The 23,244-nt window shown below is 71.2% G+C and carries 25 protein-coding genes, 5 tRNA genes and 1 pseudogene; 7 read left to right on the top strand and 24 right to left on the bottom strand.

Annotated features, from left to right (window positions below; all coding sequences use genetic code 11):
- Nucleotides 1-425, top strand: a 425-nt coding sequence (locus ADK52_RS25015) for a CAP domain-containing protein (protein ID WP_234344225.1), incomplete at its 5' end; no start/stop codon positions are given.
- 61 nt (nucleotides 426-486) lie between these two features.
- Nucleotides 487-864: a winged helix-turn-helix transcriptional regulator gene (locus tag ADK52_RS25020; protein WP_030859894.1), complete on the top strand. Its 378-nt coding sequence runs from the start codon at nucleotides 487-489 to the stop codon at nucleotides 862-864.
- On the opposite strand, the gene mutM is transcribed toward ADK52_RS25020, so the two are convergent.
- From mutM to ADK52_RS25065, 9 genes are all read right to left on the bottom strand, one after another.
- Nucleotides 837-1,697 (bottom strand): bifunctional DNA-formamidopyrimidine glycosylase/DNA-(apurinic or apyrimidinic site) lyase, encoded by an 861-nt coding sequence (mutM, locus tag ADK52_RS25025; protein WP_053692090.1) that lies wholly within the window; start codon nucleotides 1,695-1,697, stop codon nucleotides 837-839. The two genes, ADK52_RS25020 and mutM, sit on opposite strands and share 28 nt — an antisense overlap.
- A gap of 142 nt (nucleotides 1,698-1,839) precedes the next feature.
- Nucleotides 1,840-2,718 (bottom strand): ribonuclease III, encoded by an 879-nt coding sequence (gene rnc, locus ADK52_RS25030; protein ID WP_053692091.1) that lies wholly within the window; start codon nucleotides 2,716-2,718, stop codon nucleotides 1,840-1,842.
- Nucleotides 2,719-2,737: 19 nt separating this feature from the next.
- Complete coding sequence (gene rpmF, locus ADK52_RS25035; RefSeq protein WP_003965982.1) at nucleotides 2,738-2,911, bottom strand: 50S ribosomal protein L32; 174 nt, start codon at nucleotides 2,909-2,911, stop codon at nucleotides 2,738-2,740.
- Nucleotides 2,912-2,913: 2 nt separating this feature from the next.
- Nucleotides 2,914-3,624 (bottom strand): YceD family protein, encoded by a 711-nt coding sequence (locus tag ADK52_RS25040; protein WP_053692092.1) that lies wholly within the window; start codon nucleotides 3,622-3,624, stop codon nucleotides 2,914-2,916.
- Between the two features lie 69 nt (nucleotides 3,625-3,693).
- The gene (locus tag ADK52_RS25045) at nucleotides 3,694-4,836 is read right to left on the bottom strand and encodes a DivIVA domain-containing protein (protein WP_053692093.1); all 1,143 of its coding nucleotides are present in this window, start codon (nucleotides 4,834-4,836) and stop codon (nucleotides 3,694-3,696) included.
- Between the two features lie 103 nt (nucleotides 4,837-4,939).
- On the bottom strand, nucleotides 4,940-5,419 hold the full coding sequence (gene coaD, locus ADK52_RS25050) for a pantetheine-phosphate adenylyltransferase (protein WP_182508538.1): 480 nt from the start codon (nucleotides 5,417-5,419) through the stop codon (nucleotides 4,940-4,942).
- A 29-nt stretch (nucleotides 5,420-5,448) separates the two neighbouring features.
- On the bottom strand, nucleotides 5,449-6,027 hold the full coding sequence (gene rsmD / locus ADK52_RS25055) for a 16S rRNA (guanine(966)-N(2))-methyltransferase RsmD (protein WP_053692095.1): 579 nt from the start codon (nucleotides 6,025-6,027) through the stop codon (nucleotides 5,449-5,451).
- A gap of 105 nt (nucleotides 6,028-6,132) precedes the next feature.
- On the bottom strand, nucleotides 6,133-8,337 hold the full coding sequence (recG, locus tag ADK52_RS25060; RefSeq protein ID WP_199828546.1) for an ATP-dependent DNA helicase RecG: 2,205 nt from the start codon (nucleotides 8,335-8,337) through the stop codon (nucleotides 6,133-6,135).
- Nucleotides 8,338-8,353: 16 nt separating this feature from the next.
- Nucleotides 8,354-10,057: a DAK2 domain-containing protein gene (locus ADK52_RS25065; protein WP_053692097.1), complete on the bottom strand. Its 1,704-nt coding sequence runs from the start codon at nucleotides 10,055-10,057 to the stop codon at nucleotides 8,354-8,356.
- A 249-nt stretch (nucleotides 10,058-10,306) separates the two neighbouring features.
- On the opposite strand from ADK52_RS25065, the gene rpmB reads away from it, so the two are divergent.
- The gene (gene rpmB / locus ADK52_RS40475) at nucleotides 10,307-10,492 is read left to right on the top strand and encodes a 50S ribosomal protein L28 (RefSeq protein ID WP_030298506.1); all 186 of its coding nucleotides are present in this window, start codon (nucleotides 10,307-10,309) and stop codon (nucleotides 10,490-10,492) included.
- 169 nt (nucleotides 10,493-10,661) lie between these two features.
- Here the strand turns inward: rpmB and thiD are convergent, their stop codons facing one another.
- Nucleotides 10,662-11,465 carry a bifunctional hydroxymethylpyrimidine kinase/phosphomethylpyrimidine kinase gene (gene thiD / locus ADK52_RS25075; protein ID WP_053692098.1) on the bottom strand — a complete coding sequence of 268 codons (804 nt, stop codon included), beginning with the start codon at nucleotides 11,463-11,465 and terminating at the stop codon, nucleotides 10,662-10,664.
- Nucleotides 11,462-12,445 carry a thiamine-phosphate kinase gene (locus ADK52_RS25080; RefSeq protein ID WP_030162829.1) on the bottom strand — a complete coding sequence of 328 codons (984 nt, stop codon included), beginning with the start codon at nucleotides 12,443-12,445 and terminating at the stop codon, nucleotides 11,462-11,464. The genes thiD and ADK52_RS25080 overlap by 4 nt, the downstream gene beginning before the upstream one ends.
- A 244-nt stretch (nucleotides 12,446-12,689) precedes the next feature.
- Here ADK52_RS25080 and ADK52_RS25085 point away from each other — a divergent pair, with 244 nt between their 5' ends.
- Nucleotides 12,690-12,923 carry an Lrp/AsnC family transcriptional regulator gene (locus ADK52_RS25085; RefSeq protein WP_030162831.1) on the top strand — a complete coding sequence of 78 codons (234 nt, stop codon included), beginning with the start codon at nucleotides 12,690-12,692 and terminating at the stop codon, nucleotides 12,921-12,923.
- Between the two features lie 23 nt (nucleotides 12,924-12,946).
- Nucleotides 12,947-13,447 carry a DUF3515 domain-containing protein gene (locus tag ADK52_RS25090; RefSeq protein WP_053692200.1) on the top strand — a complete coding sequence of 167 codons (501 nt, stop codon included), beginning with the start codon at nucleotides 12,947-12,949 and terminating at the stop codon, nucleotides 13,445-13,447.
- Nucleotides 13,448-13,531: 84 nt separating this feature from the next.
- Here the strand turns inward: ADK52_RS25090 and ADK52_RS25095 are convergent, their stop codons facing one another.
- From ADK52_RS25095 to ADK52_RS25105, 3 genes are read right to left on the bottom strand one after another with little or no spacing between them, the layout of a single operon-like run.
- Entirely contained in the window at nucleotides 13,532-14,689 is a 1,158-nt protein-coding gene (locus tag ADK52_RS25095; RefSeq protein ID WP_053692099.1) for a D-alanine--D-alanine ligase family protein, read from the bottom strand.
- 39 nt (nucleotides 14,690-14,728) lie between these two features.
- Entirely contained in the window at nucleotides 14,729-15,739 is a 1,011-nt protein-coding gene (locus ADK52_RS25100; RefSeq protein ID WP_053692100.1) for an NAD(P)H-dependent glycerol-3-phosphate dehydrogenase, read from the bottom strand.
- Nucleotides 15,736-16,488: a lysophospholipid acyltransferase family protein gene (locus ADK52_RS25105; protein WP_053692101.1), complete on the bottom strand. Its 753-nt coding sequence runs from the start codon at nucleotides 16,486-16,488 to the stop codon at nucleotides 15,736-15,738. The genes ADK52_RS25100 and ADK52_RS25105 overlap by 4 nt, the downstream gene beginning before the upstream one ends.
- Nucleotides 16,489-16,728: 240 nt before the next feature.
- Between ADK52_RS25105 and cofC the strand changes: the two are divergent.
- Nucleotides 16,729-17,316 (top strand): annotated as a pseudogene (gene cofC / locus ADK52_RS25110) (2-phospho-L-lactate guanylyltransferase); the annotation flags it as partial.
- A 335-nt stretch (nucleotides 17,317-17,651) separates the two neighbouring features.
- Here the strand turns inward: cofC and ADK52_RS25115 are convergent.
- From ADK52_RS25115 to leuC, 4 genes are all read right to left on the bottom strand, one after another.
- Nucleotides 17,652-18,323, bottom strand: coding sequence for an HU family DNA-binding protein (locus ADK52_RS25115; protein WP_053692102.1), 672 nt, complete (start codon nucleotides 18,321-18,323; stop codon nucleotides 17,652-17,654).
- Between the two features lie 144 nt (nucleotides 18,324-18,467).
- Nucleotides 18,468-18,695, bottom strand: coding sequence for a hypothetical protein (locus ADK52_RS25120; RefSeq protein WP_045945905.1), 228 nt, complete (start codon nucleotides 18,693-18,695; stop codon nucleotides 18,468-18,470).
- A gap of 137 nt (nucleotides 18,696-18,832) precedes the next feature.
- Nucleotides 18,833-19,426: a 3-isopropylmalate dehydratase small subunit gene (gene leuD / locus ADK52_RS25125; RefSeq protein WP_053692103.1), complete on the bottom strand. Its 594-nt coding sequence runs from the start codon at nucleotides 19,424-19,426 to the stop codon at nucleotides 18,833-18,835.
- Nucleotides 19,427-19,430: 4 nt separating this feature from the next.
- The gene (gene leuC / locus ADK52_RS25130) at nucleotides 19,431-20,855 is read right to left on the bottom strand and encodes a 3-isopropylmalate dehydratase large subunit (RefSeq protein WP_053692104.1); all 1,425 of its coding nucleotides are present in this window, start codon (nucleotides 20,853-20,855) and stop codon (nucleotides 19,431-19,433) included.
- Between the two features lie 119 nt (nucleotides 20,856-20,974).
- Here leuC and ndgR point away from each other — a divergent pair, with 119 nt between their 5' ends.
- Nucleotides 20,975-21,691 carry an IclR family transcriptional regulator NdgR gene (ndgR, locus tag ADK52_RS25135; protein WP_037837458.1) on the top strand — a complete coding sequence of 239 codons (717 nt, stop codon included), beginning with the start codon at nucleotides 20,975-20,977 and terminating at the stop codon, nucleotides 21,689-21,691.
- A gap of 167 nt (nucleotides 21,692-21,858) precedes the next feature.
- Here ndgR and ADK52_RS25140 read toward each other — a convergent pair.
- From ADK52_RS25140 to ADK52_RS25165, 6 genes are all read right to left on the bottom strand, one after another.
- A tRNA-Glu gene (locus ADK52_RS25140) sits at nucleotides 21,859-21,931 on the bottom strand.
- 15 nt (nucleotides 21,932-21,946) lie between these two features.
- Nucleotides 21,947-22,018 (bottom strand) — tRNA-Gln (locus ADK52_RS25145).
- Nucleotides 22,019-22,039: 21 nt separating this feature from the next.
- A tRNA-Glu gene (locus tag ADK52_RS25150) sits at nucleotides 22,040-22,112 on the bottom strand.
- A gap of 62 nt (nucleotides 22,113-22,174) precedes the next feature.
- Nucleotides 22,175-22,247 (bottom strand) — tRNA-Glu (locus tag ADK52_RS25155).
- 27 nt (nucleotides 22,248-22,274) lie between these two features.
- Nucleotides 22,275-22,346: transfer RNA gene (locus ADK52_RS25160), tRNA-Gln, on the bottom strand.
- Nucleotides 22,347-22,432: 86 nt separating this feature from the next.
- Nucleotides 22,433-23,161: an HAD family hydrolase gene (locus ADK52_RS25165; protein WP_053692105.1), complete on the bottom strand. Its 729-nt coding sequence runs from the start codon at nucleotides 23,159-23,161 to the stop codon at nucleotides 22,433-22,435.
- Nucleotides 23,162-23,244 lie beyond the last annotated feature (83 nt).

A 23,244-nucleotide genomic window follows, 5' to 3' on the forward strand; every position in this document is an offset into this window, starting at 1 on the left:
CCCCCACGACCCCCACGACCCCGCCCGCCCCGACGCCCGGCGAGGGCCACTCCGCGGACGAGGCCGCCGTACTCACCCTGGTCAACCAGGAGCGCGCGCAGGCCGGCTGCGGTCCGGTGCGGGCGAACCCGCCGCTCGCGACACTGGCCGCGGCCTTCAGCAAGGACATGGCCACCCGCGGCTTCTTCGACCACACCGACCCCGACGGGAACACCCCGTGGGACCGCGCCACCAAGGCGGGCCTCGCCGGACTCGGCGGCGAGAACATCGCCCGCGGCCAGGGCGACGCCCAGGCCGTCATGAACGCGTGGATGAACAGCCCCGGCCACAAGGCGAACATCCTCAACTGCGAGTTCCGCACCCTCGGCGTCGGCGTGTACGTCGCCGCCGGCGGCCCCTGGTGGACCCAGGACTTCGGCTTCTAGGCACTTACCAACCGAAAGCGCACTCTTCTGGTCAGCGCTGTACGGAGTTAAGCTGGTCGGTATGGAGACAGAGCTGCCGTTCGACGCCTTCGCGCGCGCGTGCCCCTCACGGGAGACCCTGGAGCACGTCACGGGCCGCTGGGGCAGCCTCACGGTGGGAGCCCTGCGCGACGGCTCGTGCCGTTTCAACGAGCTGCGCCGCAAGGTCGACGGCGTGAGCGAGAAGATGCTCTCCCAGACCCTGCAGGCGCTGGAGCGCGACGGCATCGTCAACCGCGAGGCACAGCCGACGAACCCGCCGCGCGTCGACTACGAGCTGACCCCGCTCGGCGTCGAGATCGCCGACCGGCTGCTCGCGCTCATCCACTTCCTCGAAGGCAGCATGCCCCGGGTCATCGACGCGCGGGAGTCCTACGACGCCACGCGCGGCGGCCGCTGACAGCGCGGGCAGAAGTAGCTGGACCGGTTCATCCACGGGCGGCGCCGCATGGGGGTGCCGCAGCGCCGGCAGGGTTCGTCCTCGCGCCCGTAGGCGTCGAGCGAACGGTCGAAGTAGCCGGACTCGCCGTTCACGTTGACGTAGAGGCTGTCGAAGCTGGTGCCGCCGACCTCGAGGGCCGCGTTCATCACGTCCCGGACGTGACCGAGGAGTTCCGCGCTCCGGGGGCGCGTCAGCGTGCCGGTGGCGCGCTCGTAGTGCAGTCGCGCCCGCCACAGCGCCTCGTCGGCGTAGATGTTGCCGACCCCGCTGATCAGCGACTGGTCCAGCAGGGCCCGCTTGACGGTGGTCCGCTTGGCGCGCAGCGCCGCGTGGTAGGCGGCCTCGTCGAAGAGGGGGTCCAGCGGGTCCCGGGCGATGTGCGCGATGACGTCGGGCAGCCCGTCGGGCGTGTTCTCGTGGAGCGAGAGCCCGCCGAAGGTGCGCTGGTCGACGAAGCGGAGCTCGGTCCCGGCGGCGTCCTCGAAGCGCACGCGGATGCGCAGGTGCTTCTCGTCGGCGGCCGCTTCCGGCTGCACCAGGAGCTGTCCGCTCATCCCGAGGTGCCCCAGCACCGAGAGGTCCCGCCCCTCCAGGGGCAGCCACAGGTACTTGCCGCGCCGCTGCGGGACGCCGATCGTCCCGCCCGTCAGGCGCGCCGCGAAATCGGCGGCGCCGGCCGGGTGGCGGCGTACCGCGCGCGGGTGGAGCACCTCGACGGCCGCGACGGTCCGGCCGGCCACCCAGCGCTCCAAGCCCCGCCGTACGACTTCGACTTCGGGCAGCTCGGGCACGGCGGTCCTCCGGGGGCGATGCGGTTCTGGTGCGTTCTGGTCGCTCCCGGCGAGCGTACCGGCCTCCCCCGGCGGGCCCGGAAACGGGTCCGCCCGCCCCTGCACGGTGGCAGGGGCGGGCGGGAGATCCCGAAGGAAGGGCTCAGCCGTTCGGCGTCGGGTCGGCGGGTGTCGGCGACCCGCCGTCCTCTGCCGACGCCGCGACCACGGCATCGGCCTCGGTGTCGGCCGGAGCCGTCACCGTGACCTGGGCGGCGGCGGATGCCGCGGCTTCCGCCGCGATCCGCTCGTCCGCCTTGGCCCGGATGCCGCGCCATGCGGACTCCGCGGCCTGCTGTTCCGCTTCCTTCTTGCTGCGGCCGGTGCCGGTGCCGTACGAGACACCACCGACGCGGGCGGCAGCGGTGAAGGTCTTCTCGTGGTCCGGACCGGTCTCGGTGACCAGGTATTCCGGTACGCCGAGGCCTTCGGCCGCCGTGAGCTCCTGGAGACTGGTCTTCCAGTCCAGGCCGGCCCCGAGGTTGGAGGACTTCTCGATGAGCGGGTCGAAGAGCCGGTGAACCAGCTCCGAGGCCGCGTCGAGGCCCTGGTCGAGGTAGACCGCGCCGATCACCGCTTCAAGGGTGTCGGCGAGGATGGAGGCCTTGTCCCGGCCACCCGTGCCCTCTTCGCCCCGGCCGAGCCGGATGAAGGAGCCGAGGTCGAGGCCGCGCCCGACCTCCGCCAGTGCGCGCGAGTTGACCACCGCGGCCCGAAGCTTGGCCAGCTGGCCTTCGGGCAGGTCGGGGTGGGTCGTGTACAGCGTGTCCGTGACCACCAGACCGAGCACGGAGTCCCCGAGGAACTCCAGGCGCTCGTTGGTGGGCAGACCGCCGTTCTCGTACGCGTACGAGCGGTGGGTCAGTGCACGCACCAGAAGGGCGGACTCGAGTCGATACCCGAGCCGCCCTTCCAGAAGCGTGTGGGACGAGGCCGCGTTGTTACTGTCTGCCTGCTTCTCAGCGTTGGACAGCTCAGACATTGCGCCTCTCACCAGCCGCTCAGACCTCGAGGACCTGGCGCTTGTTGTAGGTGCCGCAGCTCGGGCACGCGATGTGCTGGAGCTTCGGCTCCTGGCAACGCTCACACGAAACCAGGGTGGGGACCGCAGCCTTCCACTGCGACCGGCGGTGGCGCGTGTTGCTGCGCGACATCTTCCGCTTCGGAACAGCCACGGCTACTTCTCCTGCTTCTCGGCGGCGCCCTGAACTCCGTCAGAGGCAGTGCCGCTCATATTGTCCTTCTCGCCGTCCTGATCGGTCACGACGAGTCCTTGCAATGCCGCCCAACGGATGTCGACGGCGTCATGGTGGTGGTCCGGGTCGTCGTTCAGGCTGAGCCCGCAATCGGGGCACAGTCCGAGACAGTCCTCCCGGCACACCGGCTGCATGGGCAGTGCGAGCACCACCACATCACGCAGCACGGGTTCGAGGTCGAACAAGCCGTCCTCGAGGAAGAGCGTGTCCTCGTCGTCCTCGGCGTCGTCGGCCGGCTCCGCCTTCGCGCGGCTCCGGTCGTCGGCGTCAGGGTACGAGAACATCTCCTGGAAGTCCGCCTTGAGCTCGCGCTCGACGGACTCCAGACACCTTACGCACTCCCCTACGGCCGATGCACGGGCGGTGCCTGTGACAAGCACCCCTTCCATGACCGACTCGAGGCGGAGGCTGAGCTTCACCGGGGCGCCTTCCGGCACTCCGATCACGCCGGCGAGACCGAAGTCCGCCGGTGCCGCGATCTCACGGGACAGCCGCTGCATGGCACCAGGACGCCGACCCAGCTCGTGCGTGTCGAACACGAGGGGGTTGCGGTGGTCGAGGCGGGTATTCAGGGCCGTTCCTGCTTTCACAGATCGCTGAAGATCAAAGATTCCGCCACTTGTGGGCAGCATGGATCGCGGTGCATACGCGCGACCGAAGAGCCAGGATACCCGGCGCTTCGCTCTGAGCCCAATCCGGCCTCAGCGACCCTGTTCGTACTGGCGCAGCTGGTCCAGATTGATCATGCTCGTGTCGAAGAAGCTGGTCTCGTCGAGCGCGGGCTGCTGCTCGTGCGGGGGCTGCTGGTACTGCGCGGCCTGCGGCTGCTGCGCAGCGTACTGCGCGGCGTAAGCCGCTCCGGTGGGGCCGGTGCTTGCACCGGAATACGGGTCCGACTGCTGCTCGTAGCCCAGCGCCGCGTACGGGTCCGGCTGCTGGACCTGCTGCTGATAGGCGTAGGGGTCCCCGTAAGAGGGTGCGGCGTAAGCCGCTCCGGTGGAGCCGGTGCTTGCACCGGGGTAGGCGTCCTGCTGCTGGGGCTGCGGGTAGCCGTACGCGTCGTACGCGGGCTCCTGCTGGGCCTGCGCCGGGATCACGGGCGCCATCGGGGCCGCCGGCTCCGCCAGGCCCGCCAGGAAGTCCGCGTCGCTGGCCGAGCGGGACTGCTGCGACCCCGCCGCGTCCTGGGCTGCCATGTGCGCGCCGAGGTCGTCCGTGGGCACCCGGCCCAGCAGCTTCTGGCGGCCGCGGCCGACCGCCTCCAGGGTCTTGGAGAGCACCGCCTCGAACGTCGCCAGCTTGGTGTCCACGTACGCGTCCGCCTGCCGGCGCTGCGTCTCCGGGTCGTGGCTGCGCTCGGGCGCCTCGGCGTCCGGGTAGCCCTGCTCGTCCAGCCCGGGTCCGCGGCCCAGCAGCTTCTCGCGGCCGCGGTCGACCGAGCCGATGGTCTTGGTGAGCACGACCTCGAAGTTCGCGAGCTTGCTGTCGACGTAGTCGTCGGCCTCGGCCCGGATCTCCTCGGCCTCCCTGCGGGCGTCCGCCAGGATCCGGTCCGCCTCGGCCTGCGAGCGGCGCGCGACCTCGGTGTCGGAGATCAGCGAACCGCGCTGGGCGTGCGCCGACTCGATGATCTGCTCCGCCTCGCGGCGGGCGTCCTCGACCATCTGCTCCCGGCCGCCGATGAGCTCCTGCGCCTGCGCGAGCGAGCCGGGCAGCGCCTGGCGCACCTCTTCGAGCTGGGCGAGCAGCTCGGCGCGGTTGATCACGCAGGAAGCCGACATGGGCATGGACCGGGCGCCGCCGACGGCCGCGACGATCTCGTCGAGCTTCTTCTGCACGTCCATGGGGGCTCGCACTCTCTCGGCCTCGGGCGGTTCCTGAGACGGACGGGACGACTGTAAGGCCACCGGGCGAACGCCCGACACCGGCTGACGGCCCGTCAGTCCGTCAGCGGTCGGCGAGCCGCTCGGTCAGCGCCGCGTGCACGTGCGGAGGCAGCAGGTGGGCGACGTCGCCGCCCCAGGCCGCGACCTCCTTGACCAGGGAGGACGACAGGAAGCTGTAGGTGGGGTTGGTCGGGACGAACAGCGTCTCGACGCCCGAGAGCCCCATGTTCATCTGGGCCATCTGGAGCTCGTAGTCGAAGTCGCTGACCGCGCGCAGGCCCTTGACGATGGCCGGGATGTCGCGCTGCTTGCAGAAGTCGACGAGCAGCCCGTGGAAGGACTCCACCTCGACGTTGCCGTAGTCGGCGGTCGCCTCGCGGATCAGCTCGATCCGCTCCTCGACGGTGAACAGTCCCTGCTTGGACTGGTTGATCATCACGGCGACGTGCACGACGTCGTAGAGCCGGGAGGCCCGGCCGATGATGTCGAGGTGTCCGTTGGTGATGGGGTCGAATGACCCGGGACAGACGGCTCGGCGCAACTTGGGTCCCTCGCTCTCCGATGCGGGCATCATGAGTCTTCGCTGGTGAAGGCGGCGCGACCGTACCAAAGGGTGCCTTCGCCGTACTTGCGGGAGCGCAGCGGCTCGAAGCCCTCGGGCCAGGGGAAGGCCCCGCTCCTCGTGCTGCGCTCCACGGTGACGAGCGCATCGTCCGTGAGCCAGCCATTGGCGCGGAGTGTGAGCAGGATCTCGCCAAGATCGTCGTGGCCGACGGCGTACGGCGGGTCCAGGAAGACGATGTCGTACGGGGCCGCGCCGGCCGGGACCGCCACGATCTGCTCCGCCTTGCCCGCCCGGAACTCGGCGCCGGGCAGGCCCAGCGCCTTGATGTTGTCCCGGATCGCCTTGGCGGCCTTGGCCTCGGGCTCCACCAGCAGTGCGTGGGCCGCGCCGCGGGAGAGGGCCTCCAGGCCGACCGCGCCGGAGCCGGCGTACAGGTCGAGCACCCGGGCCCCCTCGACGCCGTGCAGCGACTCCCAGGTCGAGAAGAGGCCTTCGCGCATCCGGTCCGAGGTCGGGCGGGTGCCGGTGCCCGGGGGCACGGTCAGCCGTCGCCCGCCGGCGCTGCCGGCGATCACGCGGGTCATCTGGGGTCCTTCGGTACGACGGTGAGGGCTACTGCGGAGTTCAACGATAGGTCGTTCCGCTCGAGAGGGACCCGAGCGGTACCGCCCGGGCCGGGCGGCGCGGGCTCATCCCTTCTCCAGGTACTGCTCGCGCTCGGTGTCCAGCAGGGCGTCCAGCGCGCCGCGCAGGCCCGGCAGCCGCTCCAGCTCGGGGTCTTCGGCGACCACGCGGGCGGCCTCCTCCCGGGCCTGGGCGATGACCTCCTCGTCCTCGATGACCGCGAGCATGCGCAGCGAGGAGCGCACGCCCGACTGGGCCTGGCCGAGGACGTCGCCCTCCCGGCGCTGTTCGAGGTCGATGCGGGAGAGCTCGAAGCCGTCGAGGGTGGCGGCGACCGCGGCGAGCCGGGCCCGGGCGGGGCTCGCCTCGTGCATCTCGCTGACCAGCAGGCACAGGCCCGGCGCGGAGCCGCGGCCGACGCGGCCGCGCAGCTGGTGGAGCTGGGAGACGCCGAACCGGTCCGCGTCCATGATCACCATGACCGTGGAGTTCGGGACGTTCACGCCGACCTCGATGACGGTGGTGGCGACCAGCACCTTGACCTCGCCGGCGGCGAAGCGGCGCATGACGTCGTCCTTGTCGGCCGGGTCCATCCGGCCGTGCAGCACCTCCACGGGCAGCCCGGCGAGCGGCCCCCGCCTCAGCTGCTCGGCGATCTCCAGGACGGCCAGCGGCGGCCGCTTCTCGGCGTCGTCCTCGGCGGAGGCCTTCTTCTTCGGGTCGTCCTCGCCGTCGCCGATGCGCGGGCACACCACGTACGCCTGGTGCCCGTTCTCGACCTCCTCGCGCACCCGCTCCCAGGCCCGGGTCAGGAAGTGCGGCTTGTCCTTGGCCGGTACGACGTGGGTGGCGATCGGGGAGCGGCCGGCGGGCAGCTGGTCGAGGACGGAGGTCTCCAGGTCCCCGAAGACGGTCATCGCGACGGTGCGCGGGATCGGGGTCGCGGTCATGACCAGCAGGTGCGGGGGCTGCTTCCCCTTGGACCGCAGCGCGTCGCGCTGCTCGACGCCGAAGCGGTGCTGTTCGTCGACCACGACCAGGCCGAGGTCGTGGAACTGCACCTTGTCCTCGATGAGCGCGTGCGTGCCGATGACGATGCCGGCCTCGCCGGTGACCAGGTCGAGCAGGGCCTGCCGGCGTGCGGGCATCCCCATGGACCCGGTGAGCAGCACGACCTTGGTGCCCTGGTCGGAACCGCCGAGCATGCCGCCTTCGGCGAGCTCGCCCATCATCTCGGTGATGGACCGGTGGTGCTGCTGGGCGAGCACCTCGGTGGGCGCGAGCATGGCGGCCTGTCCCCCGCAGTCCACGACGGCCAGCATGGCCCGCAGCGCCACCATCGTCTTGCCCGATCCGACCTCGCCCTGGAGGAGGCGGTGCATGGGGTGGCTCGTGGCCAGGTCTTCGAAGATCTCGCGGGAGACGGTCTGCTGGCCGTCGGTGAGGGTGAAGGGGAGTTTGGCGTCGAAGGCGTCGAGCAGGCCGCCCGGGGCGGGGCGGCGGGGGACGGCCGGGAGCTGGGAGTCGGCGTGCCGGCGGCGGGCAAGGGCAACTTGGAGGACGAAGGCCTCGTCCCACTTCAGGCGCTGGCGGGCGTCCTCGATGTCGGCCTTGGTGGCCGGCCGGTGGATCTTCAGGAGGGCCTCGGTGAGCGGGACCAGTCCGCGGTCCTCGCGCAGGGCGTCCGGCAGCGGGTCCAGGGCCTCCCGGGCGCTCGGCAGCACGGCGTCCACGCACTTGGCGATCTTCCAGGACTCCAGCTTGGCGCAGGCCGGGTAGATCGGGATGAGCTGGTTCGCGAAGGCGGTCGCGGCGTCCCGGTCGGAGGCGTCCGCGCCGAGCGGCTCGTACGCGGGGTGGGAGAGCTGGAGCTTGCGGTTGAACATGCCGACCTTGCCCGCGAACATGGCGCGGGTGCCCGGCAGCAGGTCCTTGTGCGGCTTGTGGACGCCCGCCCCGAAGAAGACCAGCTGGAGGCGGCCGCTGCCGTCGGTGATGGTCACCTCCAGGCGTTTGCCGCGGCCCCCGTTGAAGGTCAGGATCCGGGCGTCGGCGACCTGGGCGACGACCGTCACGTGCTCGTCGATCTGGTCGGCGAGCTCGGCCAGCGAGGTCAGCTCGCCGCGCTCGGCGTAGCGCCGCGGGTAGTGGTGCAGCAGGTCCAGGGCCGTGTGCAGGCCGAGCTGCTCGGCCAGCACCTTGGCGGTGGCGGGGCCGAGCGTCTTCTTGAGGTCTTCGTCGAGCGCGGGCACGCCTTCATTGCACACCATGGCGCTGACAAGTCGGCTATTCGACCCCGATGAGCAGGGGCGCGGAATACCGCCCGCCGCGGTAGGTGACGGTGTCCACCGCCAGGTGCCCGTGCTGGACGTACGCCTCCAGGCGCTCGGCGAGGGCGTCCGGCACCTCCGGCCCCAGGACCAGGGTGACCAGTTCGCCGCCCGAGCCCAGCATCCGTTCCAGGACCGCCTGGGCGGTCTCGTCGAGGCCGGCGCCGATGACGGCGACGTCCCCGTCGATGAGCCCGAGCACGTCCCCGGCCTGGCAGATGCCGGCGGAGGTGAACGACTGCCGTTCGGCGACGGCGAGTTCCGCGTAGCGGGTGGCGCCGGCGGCCGCGGTCATGGTGACCACGTCCTCGTCGAAGCTGCCCTCCGGGTCGTGGACGGCGAGGGCGGCCAGGCCCTGCACCGCGGACCGGGTGGGGATCACGGCCACCCGTACGCCGTCGGCCCGTGCCTGTTCGGCGGCGGCGGCCGCGACGGCGCGCTGGTCGGCGCCGCCGGGCAGCAGCACCACCTCGCGGGCGTGCGCGCGCCGGATGGCTTCGACGAGCGCGGCGGCGTCCGGGACCTCACCGGGGCGGGCGAGCACGGTGGTCGCGCCCGCCTCCCCGCACAGCCCGGCGAGCCCCTCGCCCGGGACGACGGCGACGACGGCCCGCTGGACGCGCTCGCCGCGGGCCCGGCGCCGCTCGTCGGCGAAGTGGGTGATGCGGATCCGGTACGGCCGGCCGGCGACCACGCCGGCCTCCACGGCGGCGCCGGGGTCGTCGACGTGGACGTGCACGTTCCACAGTCCGTCGCCGCCGACCACCACGAGGGAGTCCCCGAGTCCGTCGAGGCGCTCGCGCAGCTCCGTCACGGCCGGCTCGGCGGCCTCCAGCAGGTAGATCACCTCGTAGGCGGGCCCGCCCTGCTCCTCGGCGTCGCAGGGCCGCGGCGGCCGCGGTACGGGCACGGCCCGGCCGCGGACGGCCTCGGCGGCGGGCTGCCGGCCGGACAGCGCCTGCCACAGGGCCCCGAGTACGGCGACCAGCCCGCAGCCCCCGGCGTCGACCACTCCCGCCCGGCCCAGCTCGGCCAGCTGCCCCGGGGTGGCGGCGAGGGCCGCGCGGGCCCCGTCGTAGGCGGCCAGGGCCACGTCGGCGGCGGTCCCGGCGGCCGCTCCGGCCGCCTCGCCGGCCCGTGCCGCCGCGGCGGCGACGGTGAGCATCGTGCCCTCCACCGGGTGCGCGACGGCCCGGTACGCCTCCTCGGCGGCCCGGGTCAGCGCCTCGGCCAGCATCCGGCCGGGTCCGCGGTCCCCCGGCTCGTCGCCGAGTACGTCGGCCACGCCGCGCAGCAGCTGCGCCAGGATCGTCCCCGAGTTCCCGCGGGCGCCTATGAGGGCGCCGTGCGCGTAGGCCCGTACGGCCTCGGGGAGGGACGGGGTCCCGGTCCCGGGAACCGGGCCGTTCCCGTCGCCGTCCGCTGTGGTCTCGCTCACGCTTGCGGGTGACGTTCCGAGGGCCTCGGCCAGGGCGCGGTCCGCCGACTCGGCGGTCAGGTAGAGGTTGGTTCCGGTGTCCGCGTCCGCGACCGGGTAGACGTTGATCGCGTCGATGTCCTCGCGGGCCCGGCCCAGCGCGGCCACGGCCAGCGAGCTCCAGGTGCGCACCGCTTGGGCGTCGAGCTCGTCGGCGGGCTGCGGCTGCGGCTCGTGCTGCACCGGGCGTTCCTCCTCGTGCGGTCCAGGGTTCACCGCAGGGTAACCAAGGACTGCCGGGCGCCCGGGGCCCCGGGCGGGATCGGCGGCGGCCATGGTAGTTTTCTTGGACGGACGCAGTCGTTGTATGCTGCTCCGGTTGCCCGATGAAAGTCGGGCCAATTCCCCCGGCAAACCACTCAGACTTCTCAGACTTCTGATCCGGTGCGCCGGATTTCACTGTAAGTGCATCTGAAGTCTTTGGAGTGACCTGTGGCTGCCAACTGCGACGTTTGCGCCAAGGGGCCGAGCTTCGGCAACAACATCTCCCACTCGCACCGCCGCACCTCGCGTCGCTGGAACCCGAACATCCAGCGCGTTCGTGCCATGGTCAGTGGGACGCCGAAGCGCCTCAACGTCTGCACCTCGTGCATCAAGGCCGGCAAGGTCTCGCGCTGACGCCAACCGTCGTAGCGCAGCCCTTTCCGGTTGCCAAGAAGGCCGGTCCACCTAGTGGACCGGCCTTTTGCCTTGTCCGGACCGGCGGACAAGGGCACGGGCACAGGCACGGGCGTGAAGAGGGCCACCGCGTGACGTGACGCGGTGGTCCTCTGTCGTCCTGCCGCCGTCAGCGGTGCCACTGCCAGGCGTGGTCCACCGGGCCGATGCCGCCGCCGAGCGCGAAGCCGGCCGCGATGGCGCCGCTCACGTACTCCTTGGCCTCCATGACGGCCTGCGGCACGTCCTGCCCCTTGGCGAGCCCGGCGGCTATCGCACTGGCCAGGGTGCAGCCGGTGCCGTGGGTGTGCCGGTTGTCGTGGCGGGGCGCCCGCAGCCACAGCTGCGTGTCCCCGTCGGTGAGCAGGTCGGCGGCCTCGCCGCCGTGGGCGGCCAGGTGCCCGCCCTTGATCAGCGCCCACTCCGGCCCGTACGCGAGCACGGCGTCCGCGGCGCGCCGCATGTCGTCCTCGTTCTCCACCAGCACGCCCGTGAGCTGCGCCACCTCGTCCAGGTTCGGGGTGGCCACGGTGGCCCGCGGCAGCAGTTCCTTGCGTACGGCGTCCAGCGCCGAGGCGGCGAGCAGCGCGTCCCCGTGCTTGGAGACCCCGACCGGGTCGACGACCGCGGGGGCGGAGGTGGCGGCCAGCAGTTCGGCCACGGTCTCCACCAGCGCGGTGGAGGCCAGCATCCCGGTCTTGACCGCGTGGACGCCCATGTCGTCCACGACGGCCCGGTACTGGGCCTTCACGGCCTCCGCGGGCAGTTCCCAGGCCCCCTGCACCCCGAGGGAGTTCTGGGCGGTCACGGCCGTCACCACGCTCATCCCGTGCACGCCGAGCGCCAGCATCGTCTTGAGGTCGGCCTGGATCCCGGCGCCACCGCCGGAATCGGATCCGGCGACGGTCAGGCACAGCGGTGGCGCGTCGGTCATCTGGAGGTCTCCTCGGTGGACGGGTCGGAGCCGAAGTGGTCCCAGCCGCCGGTGCTCGTCCAGGGGGCGCCGTCCACGGTCACCTGGGGCAGCGCGGACCGGTTCAGCACCTCCCCGATGACCTTCCACCGGGCCGGCAGTTTCACGTCGGGCGGGAAGGTCGCCACGATGGCGTGATCTTCTCCTCCGGTGAGCACCCACTGCAAGGGGTCGACCCCGACGGCCTGCCCGATGTCGTGCATCTGCGTCGGGATGTCGACGGCCGCGGAGCGCAGGTCGATCCGTACCTTGCTGGCCTCCGCGATGTGCCCGAGGTCGGCGATCAGGCCGTCGCTGACGTCGGTCATCGCGGTGGCGCCGAGCCCGGCGGCCGCGGGGCCGGCGTGGTACGGGGGTTCGGGGCGCCGGTGCGCCTCGACGAAGGCCCGCGGGGAGCGGAACCCGCGCGAGAGCACGGCGAATCCGGCCGCGGACCAGCCCAGCCAGCCCGTGACGGCCACGACGTCGCCGGGCTGGGCGCCGGAGCGCAGCACGGGCTCGTGGTTGCGCAAGTCGCCGAGGGCGGTGATGGCCACGGTGATGGTGTCCCCGCGGACGACGTCGCCGCCGACCACGGCCGCGCCGGCGACCTGGCACTCGTCGCGGATGCCGTCCATCAGCTCGGTGGGCCAGGTGACCGGCAGCTCGGCCGGGACGACGAGGCCGAGCAGCAGCGCGGTCGGCACCGCGCCCATGGCCGCGATGTCGGCGAGGTTCTGCGCGGCGGCCTTGCGGCCGACGTCGTAGGCCGTGGACCAGTCGCGCCGGAAGTGCCTGCCTTCCAGCAGGATGTCGGTGCTCGCCACGACCCGCCGGTCGGGGGCCGACACGACCGCGGCGTCGTCGCCCGGTCCGAGCCGGACCGCCGGGGTGGTGGTGAGCCGTGAGGTGAGCTCCCGAATGAGCCCGAACTCCCCCAGCTCGCCCACAGTGCCCTTCATCGCTGTGCCCCTTCTTGCCCAGTCCGCTTGCGGTCGCGAGCCGTCACAGCTCTGGGTACCGTCAACAGATACGTCAACTTCTGCTCTCCGTACGCCCCGCCGTGCGTGGCGCCGTGCCCCCGGGTCTCCCCGTGGTGCTCGGCAACGCGGTACCGTGGCGTCCCTTCTTCCCCGGGCCCACCCGAATCCCTGGGCCCAACCGAAGGTTAGGGGAATCGATCCTCGTGGCCGCCCTGGAGGTTCCGTGGTACAGGCGTACATCCTTATCCAGACCGAGGTGGGCAAGGCGTCGTTCGTCGCCGAGTCCATCAGCCAGATCCCGGGGGTGATCCAGGCCGAGGACGTGACGGGCCCGTACGACGTCATCGTGCGCGCCCAGGCCGACACCGTGGACGAGCTCGGCCGCATGGTCGTCGCCAAGGTGCAGCAGGTGGAGGGCATCACCCGCACCCTGACCTGCCCGGTGGTCCATCTGTAGCCCCCGTCTACTCTTGGCCGGTGATGACCCTCCACCGCCGGCCCCTGCGTCTGCCCGCCCTGCCCGTACTGGTCTCGGTACTGGCCCTCGCGGGCTGTACCCCGGGTGATTCCGAAGCCCGGGTGGACCCGCCGCCCACGCCGCCCGCCGACGTCGCGGGGTTCTGTGCAGCACTGCACGGGGAACTCCCGGAGACGGTGGCCGGCCTGGCGCGGGCCAAGACGGCGCCGGAGTCGGACCTGACCGCCGCGTGGGGCGGCTCGGCGATCGTACTGCGGTGCGGTATCCCCAAGCCCCCCGAGATGGCTGATCCCCGGCAGGAGGGCGTCGAGGTCAACGGCGTCCGCTGGCTGCTGGAGAAGGTCCCCGACAGCGCCGGCGGGGGGTTCCGGTTCATCACCGGGATGCGGCTCGCGTACACCGAGGTCCGGGTCGACAAGGAGCATGCCACGGATGCGGGGATGCTCGTCGGGCTGTCCGCCGTCGTGGCCAAGACCGTCCCCGAGGGCATCTCCTCGTACTGACGCCGGGCCCCGCGCCCCTTCGCACACCGACCGCCCGCCGGGAATCCCGGCGGGCGGTCGGCATGTACGGCGCTGCGGCTGCGGCTAGCGCAGACCGGTGGAGCGGTTCAGGGCCGCCTGGATCAGGCGGTCCACCAGCTCCGGGTACTCGATGCCCGACTCCTGCCACATCCGCGGGTACATGGAGATCGGGGTGAAGCCCGGCATCGTGTTGATCTCGTTGATGACGAACGTGCCGTCCTCGGTGAGGAAGAAGTCGGCGCGCACGAGGCCCTCGCAGGACGCGGCGTCGAACGCCTCGATCGCGAGCCGCTGCACCTCGGCGGTCTGCTCCGGGGTGAGCGGAGCGGGCACGAGCCCGGAGGCGGAGTCGATGTACTTCGCCTCGAAGTCATAGAAGTCGTGGCTGGAGACCGGCGGGATCTCGGCGGGCACGCTCGCGCGCGGCCCGTCCTCGAACTCCAGCACCCCGCACTCGATCTCGCGGCCGCGCAGCAGCGCCTCCACGATGATCTTCGGGTCGTGGCGCTGCGCCTCGCGGACCGCCGCGTCCAGGCCGGAGGCGTCGTCGACCTTGGTGATGCCGATGGAGGAGCCGGCCCGGGCGGGCTTGATGAACAGCGGCCAGCCGTGCTCGCCCGCGAAGTCCAGGATCCGGGCCGTGGCGGCGTCGCGGTCGGCGTCCCACTCGCGGGGCCGGACGGTCACGTACGGGCCGACGGGGAGGCCGAAGGAGGTGAAGACGCGCTTCATGTACTCCTTGTCCTGGCCGACGGCCGAGGCGAGGACGCCCGAGCCGACGTACGGGATGCCGGAGAGCTCCAGCAGTCCCTGCAAGGTGCCGTCCTCGCCGTACGGGCCGTGCAGCATCGGGAAGACGACGTCGACCTCGCCCAGGGCCTTGGGGACGGCTCCCGGTTCGGTGTAGACGACCTCGCGGTTGGCCGGGTCGACGGAGAGCACGACGGCGCCGTCCTCGGAGTCCGCGAGCTCCTCGACGCTCGGCAGCTTGCGGTCGGCGATGGCCATCCGCGCGGGCTCGTCGGCGGTCAGCGCCCACCGGCCGTCCGTGGTGATGCCGATGGGCAGCACTTCGTACTTGGTCCGGTCGATGGAGCGCAGCACGGCGCCCGCGGTGACGACCGAGATGGCGTGTTCCGAGCTGCGGCCGCCGAACACGACGGCCACGCGGGGCTTGCGGCCCTGCTGCTCAGGGGTCTGGGGGAGGTTCTCGCTGCTCATATCGCCACGACGATACCCGGTCGGGCGTTCGGAAAGGAGTCAGCGGCGCTCCGGTTTGGCGCTGCGCCCCATCAGTTCCTTCAGCGCGACCAGCGGCGGCTTGCCGTGGTGGACGATGTCGACGACGGTGTCGGTGATCGGCATGTCGACCCCGTGGCGGCGGGCCAGATCGGCCACCGACTCGCAGGACTTGACGCCCTCGGCGGTCTGCTTGGTGACCGCGATGGTCTCCTCCAGCGTCATTCCGCGGCCGAGGTTGGTGCCGAAGGTGTGGTTGCGGGAGAGCGGCGAGGAGCAGGTGGCGACGAGGTCGCCGAGGCCCGCGAGACCGGAGAAGGTGAGCGGGTCGGCGCCCATCGCCAGGCCCAGCCGGGTCGCTTCGGCGAGGCCCCGGGTGATGAGGGAGCCCTTGGTGTTGTCGCCCAGTCCCATGCCGTCCGCGATGCCGACGGCGAGGCCGATGACGTTCTTGACGGCGCCGCCCAGCTCGCAGCCGATGACGTCGGTGCTCGTGTACGGGCGGAAGTACGGGGTGTGGCAGGCGGCCTGGAGGCGCTGTGCGACGGCCTCGTCGGAGCAGGCGACGACGGCGGCGGCCGGCTGCCGGGCGGCGATCTCACGGGCCAGGTTGGGGCCGGTGACGACGGCGACGCGCTCGGCGGGGACCTTGGCCACCTCCTCGATGACCTCGCTCATGCGCTTGGCGCTGCCGAGTTCGATGCCCTTCATCAGGGAGACGAGCACGGCGTCGGCGGGCAGCAGCGGGGCCCATTCGGCGAGGTTGCCGCGCAGGGTCTGGGAGGGGATGGCGAGGACCGCGAAGTCGGCGCCGGCCGCGGCCTCGGCCGGGTCGGTGGTGGCGCGCATGTTCGCGGGGAGTTCGACGTCCGGGAAGTAGTCCGGGTTGGTCCGGCCGGTGTTGATGGCGTCGACGACCTCGCGGCGGCGGCCCCACAGGGTCACCTCGCAGCCTGCGTCGGCGAGCACCATGCCGAAGGCCGTGCCCCAGGAGCCGGTTCCGAAGACGGCTGCCTTCACGGGACGTGTCACTTCAGGTCCTCCCCCGCGGCCTTGCGCCGCTGTTCCAGCCTGGCCTTGCGATGGTCGTACGGCTGCTCCGGCGCCTTCTCGCCGCGCAGCTCCTCCAGCAACTCCGTGATGGCCGCCATGATGGTCTCGGTGACCTCCTTGAGCACGTCCGGGGTGGGCTCCCGGTCGTAGAACTCGGAGAGGTCCACGGGGGGTCCGGCCAGTACCTGGAGGGTCTTGCGCGGGAACAGGCGCACCTTGTCCTCCTTGGCGTAGGGCGGCATCGCGAGGTTCGCGCCCCACTGGGCCACCGGAATGACGGGCGCCTTGGTCATCAGCGCCACCCGCGCCGCGCCGGTCTTGCCGGCCATCGGCCACATGTCCGGATCGCGGGTCAGGGTGCCTTCCGGATAAAACGCCACGCATTCGCCGCGCTCGATCGCGTCCACGGCGGCCCGGAATGCGTCCAGGGCGTTGGTGGTCTCGCGGTAGACCGGGATCTGGCCGGAGCCGCGCAGGATCGCGCCGACGACGGGGACCTTGAAGAGGGCCGCCTTCGCGAGCAATCGGGGCACCCGGCCGGTGTTGTACTGGAAGTGCGCGTAGGAGAGCGGGTCCAGATACGAGTTGTGATTGACGGCCGTGATAAACCCGCCGTCGGCCGGAATGTGATCCATTCCCCGCCAGTCCCGCTTGAAGAGCACCACCAGCGGCGGTTTTGCGATGACCGCCGCCAGGCGGTACCAGAAGCCGATTCTGCGGCGGGACACTCGGACACCTTCCTCTAGGACCGGTGCGCGGCTGGGCACCTCGTCGGCCGGACAAGTGTGGCCTCAGGTCCGGTCTCTGTCGAGAACACCGTACGCCCCGCCCGGAGCACCGGACCTCCGGGCCGACCGGGCAGAGGCGACAATGGGCCGACGCATGACCAGGCCATGACCCGGCCATGGTCCACGCATCGACGGACGCGCACCGGAGGGAAGGGGTCCGCCACGAACGCGGTCTGGAGTCTGGTGGTCCCGTTGAAGCCCCTGGCGGTGGCCAAGAGCCGCCTCGCGGCGGCCGTGGGCGGATCCCGCGCCGGGCTCGCGCTGGCGTTCGCGCAGGACACCGTGGCGGGGGCGCTGGCCTGCGCGGCGGTCGCGGATGTGGTGGTCGTCACGGACGACGCCGGGGCCGGAAAGGAACTGGCGCGGCTGGGAGCCCGGATCGTGCCGGACGCCCCGGCCGCCGGACTCAACGCGGCGCTGGCCCACGGAGCGCTGGAGGTGCGCAGGGCCCGGCCCGGGGCGGCGGTGGCCGCGATGAACGCGGATCTGCCCGCGCTGCGGCCGCCGGAATTGCTACGCGTGCTCGAAGCCGCATCCGCATTTCCCCGTGCATTTCTGGCGGATGCGGCGGGAATCGGTACGACCCTGCTTTCCGCTGCGCCGGACGTGGAATTGGCACCCTCGTTCGGAGGTCCGTCACGGGCCCGGCATTCGGCTTCGGGAGCTGCGGAAATAGGCCTGGCGGATGTCGAGAGCGTACGCCGGGACGTGGACACGGGAGCGGATCTGCGCAGGGCCCTCGCCCTCGGCGTGGGCCTTCACACGGCCCTATACAGTGCCCGTATGCAGGCGACCGCGTACACGTACGACTCCCAGACCCGCAGCGGCAGCGTGCTGCTGGACGACGGCACCCCGGTGCCCTTCGAGGCCCCGGCCTTCGAGGCGGGCGGCCTGCGGCTGCTGCGGCCCGGGCAGCGGGTCCGGATCGAGACGGACGGCGAGGGGCCGGCCCTGAGGATCACGCTGGTCACCCTGCAGACCTTCTGACCCCACCGCGCTACGACCCTTCTGACCTGCACGGACAGTAGGGAAGGCGGCGGACAGCACCGCGGGCCGGCTTCCCCAGGAGGGGGAAGCCGGCCCGGCGTGTGTGACTCGTGGCCTTACTTCTTGCGGGCCGTGGTCTTCTTCGCGGTGGTCTTGCGCGCCGTCGTCTTCTTGGCGGGCGCCGTGGTCTTCGCGGTGGCCTTCTTGGCCGCCGGAGCCGTCTTCTTGGCGGTGGCGGTGGTCTTCTTCGCCGTCGTCGCGGCCTTCTTGGCCGTGGCGGTGGTCTTCTTCGCCGTCGCCGTGGTCTTCTTCGCCGCGGCGGTCTTGGCGACCACCTTCTTGGCGACGACCTTCTTCGCGGTGGTCTTCTTGGCGACCGCGGTCTTCGCCGCCGCCTTTTTGGCGGTGGTGGCCTTCTTGGCCACGGCCTTCTTGACCGTCGCGGAAGCACCGCCGGAGAGGCTGCCCTTGGGCGCCTTCTTCACCGACACCTCGCCGCCCTTGGGCAGCTTCTTGGTGCCCGCGACCAGGTCCTTGAAGCCCTGGCCCGCGCGGAAGCGGGGAACAGAGGTCTTCTTGACCCGGACGCGCTCACCCGTCTGCGGGTTGCGGGCGTAGCGGGCCGGACGGTCGACCTTCTCGAACGAGCCGAAGCCCGTGACCGAGACCCGGTCGCCCGCGACCACAGCGCGGACCATCGCGTCCAGTACCGCGTCGACAGCGTCCGCGGCCTGCTGGCGACCGCCCAGCTTGTCGGCAATCGCTTCTACGAGCTGCGCCTTGTTCACGTCTTCCCCTTCGGAGACTTCGCCAGAACGAATGTGTTCAAGCTTATTTCGCACGTTAGGCGGATATATACCGCAAATCAAACACGAAACGGGCTAATCACCCTAGTGCCGCAACGGTGTAGGTCGTTACGGAGTTCCTTCGCATCAGTCGCCTTCAGGGAATCGACCCTCGTCGAGGTCCTTCATCAACCTGTCCAGGCGCCTTGCCGCATCGGCGAGATCGTGCTTCGCCGCGGCCGTGACGACCAACAGCTTCCGGGACAGCGCCATCCTTACGCCCTCCGGGACTTGCAGTGTGCGCACCCTTGCGTGTGCTTCTTTCAGCCGGTCCGCGACGAGTTCGTAGAGCTCAAGTTGACTGTCGCGTTCCATGCACAGATTGTGCCATCTGGGGCGAGTTGTCGCCTCACGGGGCCTCAACACACGGCTGTGCCCCCCGCCCGAAGGCGGGGGGCACAGTGTTGTCGATGTGATCACCCAAAGGTGAATAAGCGCTGATCAGGCTGGAATCAGACCCTAATCGTGCGCGGCTTGAAGCTCGGTCGGGCGCTTTCGTACGTGTCGATGTCCGCTTCGTTCTGAAGGGTGAGCGAGATGTCGTCCAGACCCTCCAGCAGACGCCAGCGGGCGTTGTCGTCGAGTTCGAACTCCGCCTCGATTCCGGCCGCGCGGACCTGGCGGGCGACCAGGTCGACCGTCACCTCGGCGGTCGGGTCGGCCTCGGTCAGCTCCCACAGCCGGTCGACGGTCTCCTGCGGCAGGACCACGGTCAGCAGACCGTTCTTCAGCGAGTTGCCGCGGAAGATGTCGGCGAAGCGGGAGGAGATGACGGTCTTGAACCCGAAGTTCTGCAGGGCCCAGACGGCGTGCTCGCGCGAGGAGCCCGTGCCGAAGTCGGGACCGGCGACCAGCACGGTCGCGCCCTGGCGCTCGGGGAGGTTCGTCACGAACTCGGGGTCCTTGCGCCAGGCCTCGAAGAGCCCGTCCTCGAACCCGTCGCGGGTGATCTTCTTCAGCCAGTGGGCCGGGATGATCTGGTCGGTGTCGACGTTGCTGCGGCGCAGCGGCACGGCCCGGCCGGTGTGGGTGGTGAAGGCTTCCATGGTCTCAGACTCCGGCGGTCGCGGTGGCGTCGGACAGATCGGCGGGCGAGGCCAGATGGCCCAGCACCGCGGTGGCGGCGGCCACCTGCGGGGAGACCAGGTGGGTCCGCCCGCCCTTGCCCTGCCGGCCCTCGAAGTTGCGGTTGGAGGTGGACGCGGAGCGCTCACCGGGGGCCAGTTGGTCGGGGTTCATGCCCAGGCACATCGAGCAGCCCGCGTGCCGCCATTCGGCGCCGGCCTCCTTGAAGACCTTGTCCAGGCCCTCCTCCACGGCCTGCAGGGCGACCCGGACCGAGCCCGGGACGACCAGCATCCGTACGCCGTCGGCGACTTTGCGGCCCTCGATGATGCCGGCGACGGCGCGCAGGTCCTCGATGCGGCCGTTGGTGCAGGAACCTACGAAGACGGTGTCGACCTTGATGTCGCGCAGCGGCTGCCCGGCCGTCAACCCCATGTACTCCAGGGCCTTTTCGGCGGCGTGGCGCTCCGAAGCGTCCTCGTACGAAGCAGGGTCGGGGACGTTGGCCGACAGCGGCGCGCCCTGGCCCGGGTTGGTGCCCCAGGTGACGAACGGCGACAGTGCGGCGCCGTCGATGACGACCTCGGCGTCGAAGACCGCGTCCTCGTCGGTGCGCAGCGTCTGCCAGTACGCGACCGCCGCGTCCCAGTCCTCGCCCTCGGGGGCGTGGTCGCGGCCCTTCAGGTAGTCGAAGGTGGTCCGGTCGGGGGCGATCATGCCCGCGCGGGCGCCGGCCTCGATCGACATGTTGCAGATGGTCATGCGCGCTTCCATCGAGAGCTTCTCGACGGCCTCGCCGCGGTATTCCAGGATGTAGCCCTGGCCGCCGCCGGTACCGATCTTCGCGATGATCGCCAGGATCAGGTCCTTGGCGGTGACGCCCTCGGCCAGCTCGCCGGTGACGGTGATGGCCATGGTCTTGGGGCGGGCCAGCGGCAGCGTCTGGGTGGCCAGCACGTGCTCGACCTGGCTGGTGCCGATGCCGAAGGCCAGCGCGCCGAAGGCGCCGTGCGTGGAGGTGTGCGAGTCACCGCAGACCACGGTGGTGCCCGGCTGGGTCAGGCCCAGCTGCGGTCCCACCACGTGGACGACGCCCTGCTCGACATCGCCCAGCGAGTGCAGGCGTACGCCGAACTCGGCGCAGTTCTTGCGCAGCGTCTCCAGCTGGGCCCGGGAGACCGGGTCCGCGATCGGCTTGTCGATGTCCAGGGTCGGGGTGTTGTGGTCCTCGGTGGCGATGGTGAGGTCCAGCCGCCGGACCCTGCGGCCGGCCTGCCGCAGGCCCTCGAAGGCCTGGGGGCTGGTCACCTCGTGCAGCAGGTGCAGATCAATGAAGAGGAGGTCGGGCTCGCCCTCGGCGCGCCGGACGACATGGTCGTCCCAGACCTTCTCCGCGAGTGTCCTACCCATCGCTTTCCCTCCGGCTCACCGTCCCGGACCCAGTGGTTCGTGGACCCGTACATACAGACTCGCTGGTTCTTGGAAAAATTGAACTTGCGTTTCACAGTGTGAGACGCGAATATCGTTTCATGGACAACTCTAGCGGCGTCGGCGTTCTCGACAAGGCAGCTCTGGTACTGAGCGCACTGGAGTCCGGTCCGGCCACCCTCGCCGGGCTGGTCGCGGCGACAGGGCTCGCACGACCCACGGCACATCGCCTGGCCGTGGCACTGGAACACCACCGGATGGTGGCGAGGGACATGCAGGGCCGGTTCATCCTCGGACCGCGGCTGGCGGAGCTCGCCGCCGCGGCCGGCGAGGACCGCCTGCTGGCCACGGCGGGACCGGTACTCACCCATCTCCGCGACGTGACGGGCGAGAGCGCGCAGCTCTACCGCCGTCAGGGCGACATGCGCATCTGCGTGGCCGCCGCCGAGCGGCTGTCGGGTCTGCGGGACACCGTCCCGGTGGGCTCGACGCTCCCCATGAAGGCGGGCTCGGCCGCGCAGATCCTGATGGCCTGGGAGGAGCCCGAGCGGCTCCACCGCGGGCTGCAGGGCGCGCGCTTCACGGCGACGGCCCTGTCGGGCGTACGGCGCCGCGGCTGGGCGCAGTCGATCGGCGAGCGGGAGCCGGGCGTGGCGTCCGTCTCGGCGCCGGTGCGCGGGCCCTCGAACCGCGTCGTGGCCGCCGTGTCGGTCTCCGGGCCGATCGAGCGGCTGACCCGCCACCCGGGCCGGATGCACGCCCAGGCCGTCATCGACGCGGCCGCCCGTCTGTCGGAGGCCCTGCGCCGCTCCGGCTGATCTCCCGTTTCCCCACTCCCCGGGCCCGGGGGCGCGTACGACGCCGCACACGTCCGAACACGCGCCTCCGGGCCCGCACTTGTGCGGGGCCCGGGGCCGGCGCCGGGATGCGTACGGGAACAGCGAAGAGGCCCTCCGCGATGAACGCGGAGGGCCTCTTCCGTGCGTACCCCCGACCGGATTCGAACCGGCGCTACCGCCTTGAGAGGGCGGCGTGCTAGGCCGCTACACAACGGGGGCTTGCTCTGTACTGCGCTGGGCTACCAGGACTCGAACCTAGAACAAAGGAACCAGAAACCTTCGTGTTGCCAATTACACCATAGCCCAATGTGGTCTATACCAGACCAGTACCCCCGACCGGATTCGAACCGGCGCTACCGCCTTGAGAGGGCGGCGTGCTAGGCCGCTACACAACGGGGGCCCTAGCGATCCTGCATCAAGACGTCCGGGAGCTACCCAATGAGATCTTGCGGGAAGGATCTGTACCCCCGACCGGATTCGAACCGGCGCTACCGCCTTGAGAGGGCGGCGTGCTAGGCCGCTACACAACGGGGGCAAAGCACTGCGTTACTACTGCACTGCGCTGGGGTACCAGGACTCGAACCTAGAATAAGGGAACCAGAAACCCTCGTGTTGCCAATTACACTATACCCCACCGAAAGTCAACCCCTTGGGGGGCTTTTCTTTCGAGTGGCGCCTCCGTCCGGCCTTTCGGCCCGCTCCGGCGGCGCAGAAAGAACATTACCGGATGCCTGACCGTGCTCCAAAACGGGTATCCGAGGCCAGCAGCTCCGGGAGCCGGGCGAGACCTGCGATCCGGTGCACGCCCTCGGGGCCGGGCCCGCGCCCGCCGTCCCGGTCGAGCCAGATCGCGGTCAGCCCGGCGTCGCGCGCGCCGCGCGCATCGATCTCCGGCTGGTCGCCCACGTACGCGACCTCGCCCGGCGGCAGTCCGAGCGCCTCGCAGGCGGCGAGGAAGGCCTGCGCCTCCGGCTTGCTGACACCCAGTTCCGCCGCGCAGACCAGCACCTCGAAGCGCTCGCGCAGGCCGAGATGGCGCAGCTTCGGGTCCTGGTTGGCCGTGGAGGAGTTGGAGAGCACCCCGTGCCGGTAACCGCCCGCGAGGGCGTCCAGCACCGGCACGACGTCGGGGAACAGGGTCCAGGCGGCCTTGTAGTGCACGACGTACCGGTCGAACCAGTCGTCGGCCTCGGCGGCGTCCATCCCGGGCTCCCCGAGGAAGTCCCGTACGCGGTCGCGGCGCTGCTCCTGGAAGGAGACCTCCCCGGCGGCGAAGCGGTCCCAGTGCCGGGTGGTGGTCTCCCGCCACAGCGCGAGCGCCTCCAGGGGGGACCCGTACCGCTGCGCGATGCCCTCCTCGGCGAGCCGGCGCGCGAGGCCGGCGCTGTCCGCCCCTGTGTAGTCGAACAGGGTGTCGTCGATGTCCCACAGCACGGCGCGGATCGGCATGCCTCCGACGCTACGACATCTCCCCGCGCCGTCTCCAGGGTTTGCCGATGTCCGCGGCCCGCATCACGCGTCAGGGGGCGGCG

The sequence above is a fragment of the Streptomyces sp. WM6372 genome (assembly GCF_001279655.1).
Taxonomy (GTDB): domain Bacteria; phylum Actinomycetota; class Actinomycetes; order Streptomycetales; family Streptomycetaceae; genus Streptomyces.

What these genes read in the sequence shown, in the direction of transcription:
- ADK52_RS25020 (WP_030859894.1), top strand. Translation starts at nt 487, where the DNA reads ATGGAGACAGAGCTGCCGTTCGACGCCTTCGCGCGCGCGTGCCCCTCA.
- rnc (WP_053692091.1), bottom strand. Translation starts at nt 2,718, where the DNA reads ATGTCTGAGCTGTCCAACGCTGAGAAGCAGGCAGACAGTAACAACGCG.
- ADK52_RS25040 (WP_053692092.1), bottom strand. Translation starts at nt 3,624, where the DNA reads ATGCTGCCCACAAGTGGCGGAATCTTTGATCTTCAGCGATCTGTGAAA.
- ADK52_RS25045 (WP_053692093.1), bottom strand. Translation starts at nt 4,836, where the DNA reads ATGGACGTGCAGAAGAAGCTCGACGAGATCGTCGCGGCCGTCGGCGGC.
- rsmD (WP_053692095.1), bottom strand. Translation starts at nt 6,027, where the DNA reads ATGACCCGCGTGATCGCCGGCAGCGCCGGCGGGCGACGGCTGACCGTG.
- recG (WP_199828546.1), bottom strand. Translation starts at nt 8,337, where the DNA reads ATGGTGTGCAATGAAGGCGTGCCCGCGCTCGACGAAGACCTCAAGAAG.
- thiD (WP_053692098.1), bottom strand. Translation starts at nt 11,465, where the DNA reads ATGACCGACGCGCCACCGCTGTGCCTGACCGTCGCCGGATCCGATTCC.
- ADK52_RS25080 (WP_030162829.1), bottom strand. Translation starts at nt 12,445, where the DNA reads ATGAAGGGCACTGTGGGCGAGCTGGGGGAGTTCGGGCTCATTCGGGAG.
- ADK52_RS25090 (WP_053692200.1), top strand. Translation starts at nt 12,947, where the DNA reads ATGACCCTCCACCGCCGGCCCCTGCGTCTGCCCGCCCTGCCCGTACTG.
- ADK52_RS25095 (WP_053692099.1), bottom strand. Translation starts at nt 14,689, where the DNA reads ATGAGCAGCGAGAACCTCCCCCAGACCCCTGAGCAGCAGGGCCGCAAG.
- ADK52_RS25120 (WP_045945905.1), bottom strand. Translation starts at nt 18,695, where the DNA reads ATGGAACGCGACAGTCAACTTGAGCTCTACGAACTCGTCGCGGACCGG.
- leuD (WP_053692103.1), bottom strand. Translation starts at nt 19,426, where the DNA reads ATGGAAGCCTTCACCACCCACACCGGCCGGGCCGTGCCGCTGCGCCGC.
- leuC (WP_053692104.1), bottom strand. Translation starts at nt 20,855, where the DNA reads ATGGGTAGGACACTCGCGGAGAAGGTCTGGGACGACCATGTCGTCCGG.
- ndgR (WP_037837458.1), top strand. Translation starts at nt 20,975, where the DNA reads ATGGACAACTCTAGCGGCGTCGGCGTTCTCGACAAGGCAGCTCTGGTA.
- ADK52_RS25165 (WP_053692105.1), bottom strand. Translation starts at nt 23,161, where the DNA reads ATGCCGATCCGCGCCGTGCTGTGGGACATCGACGACACCCTGTTCGAC.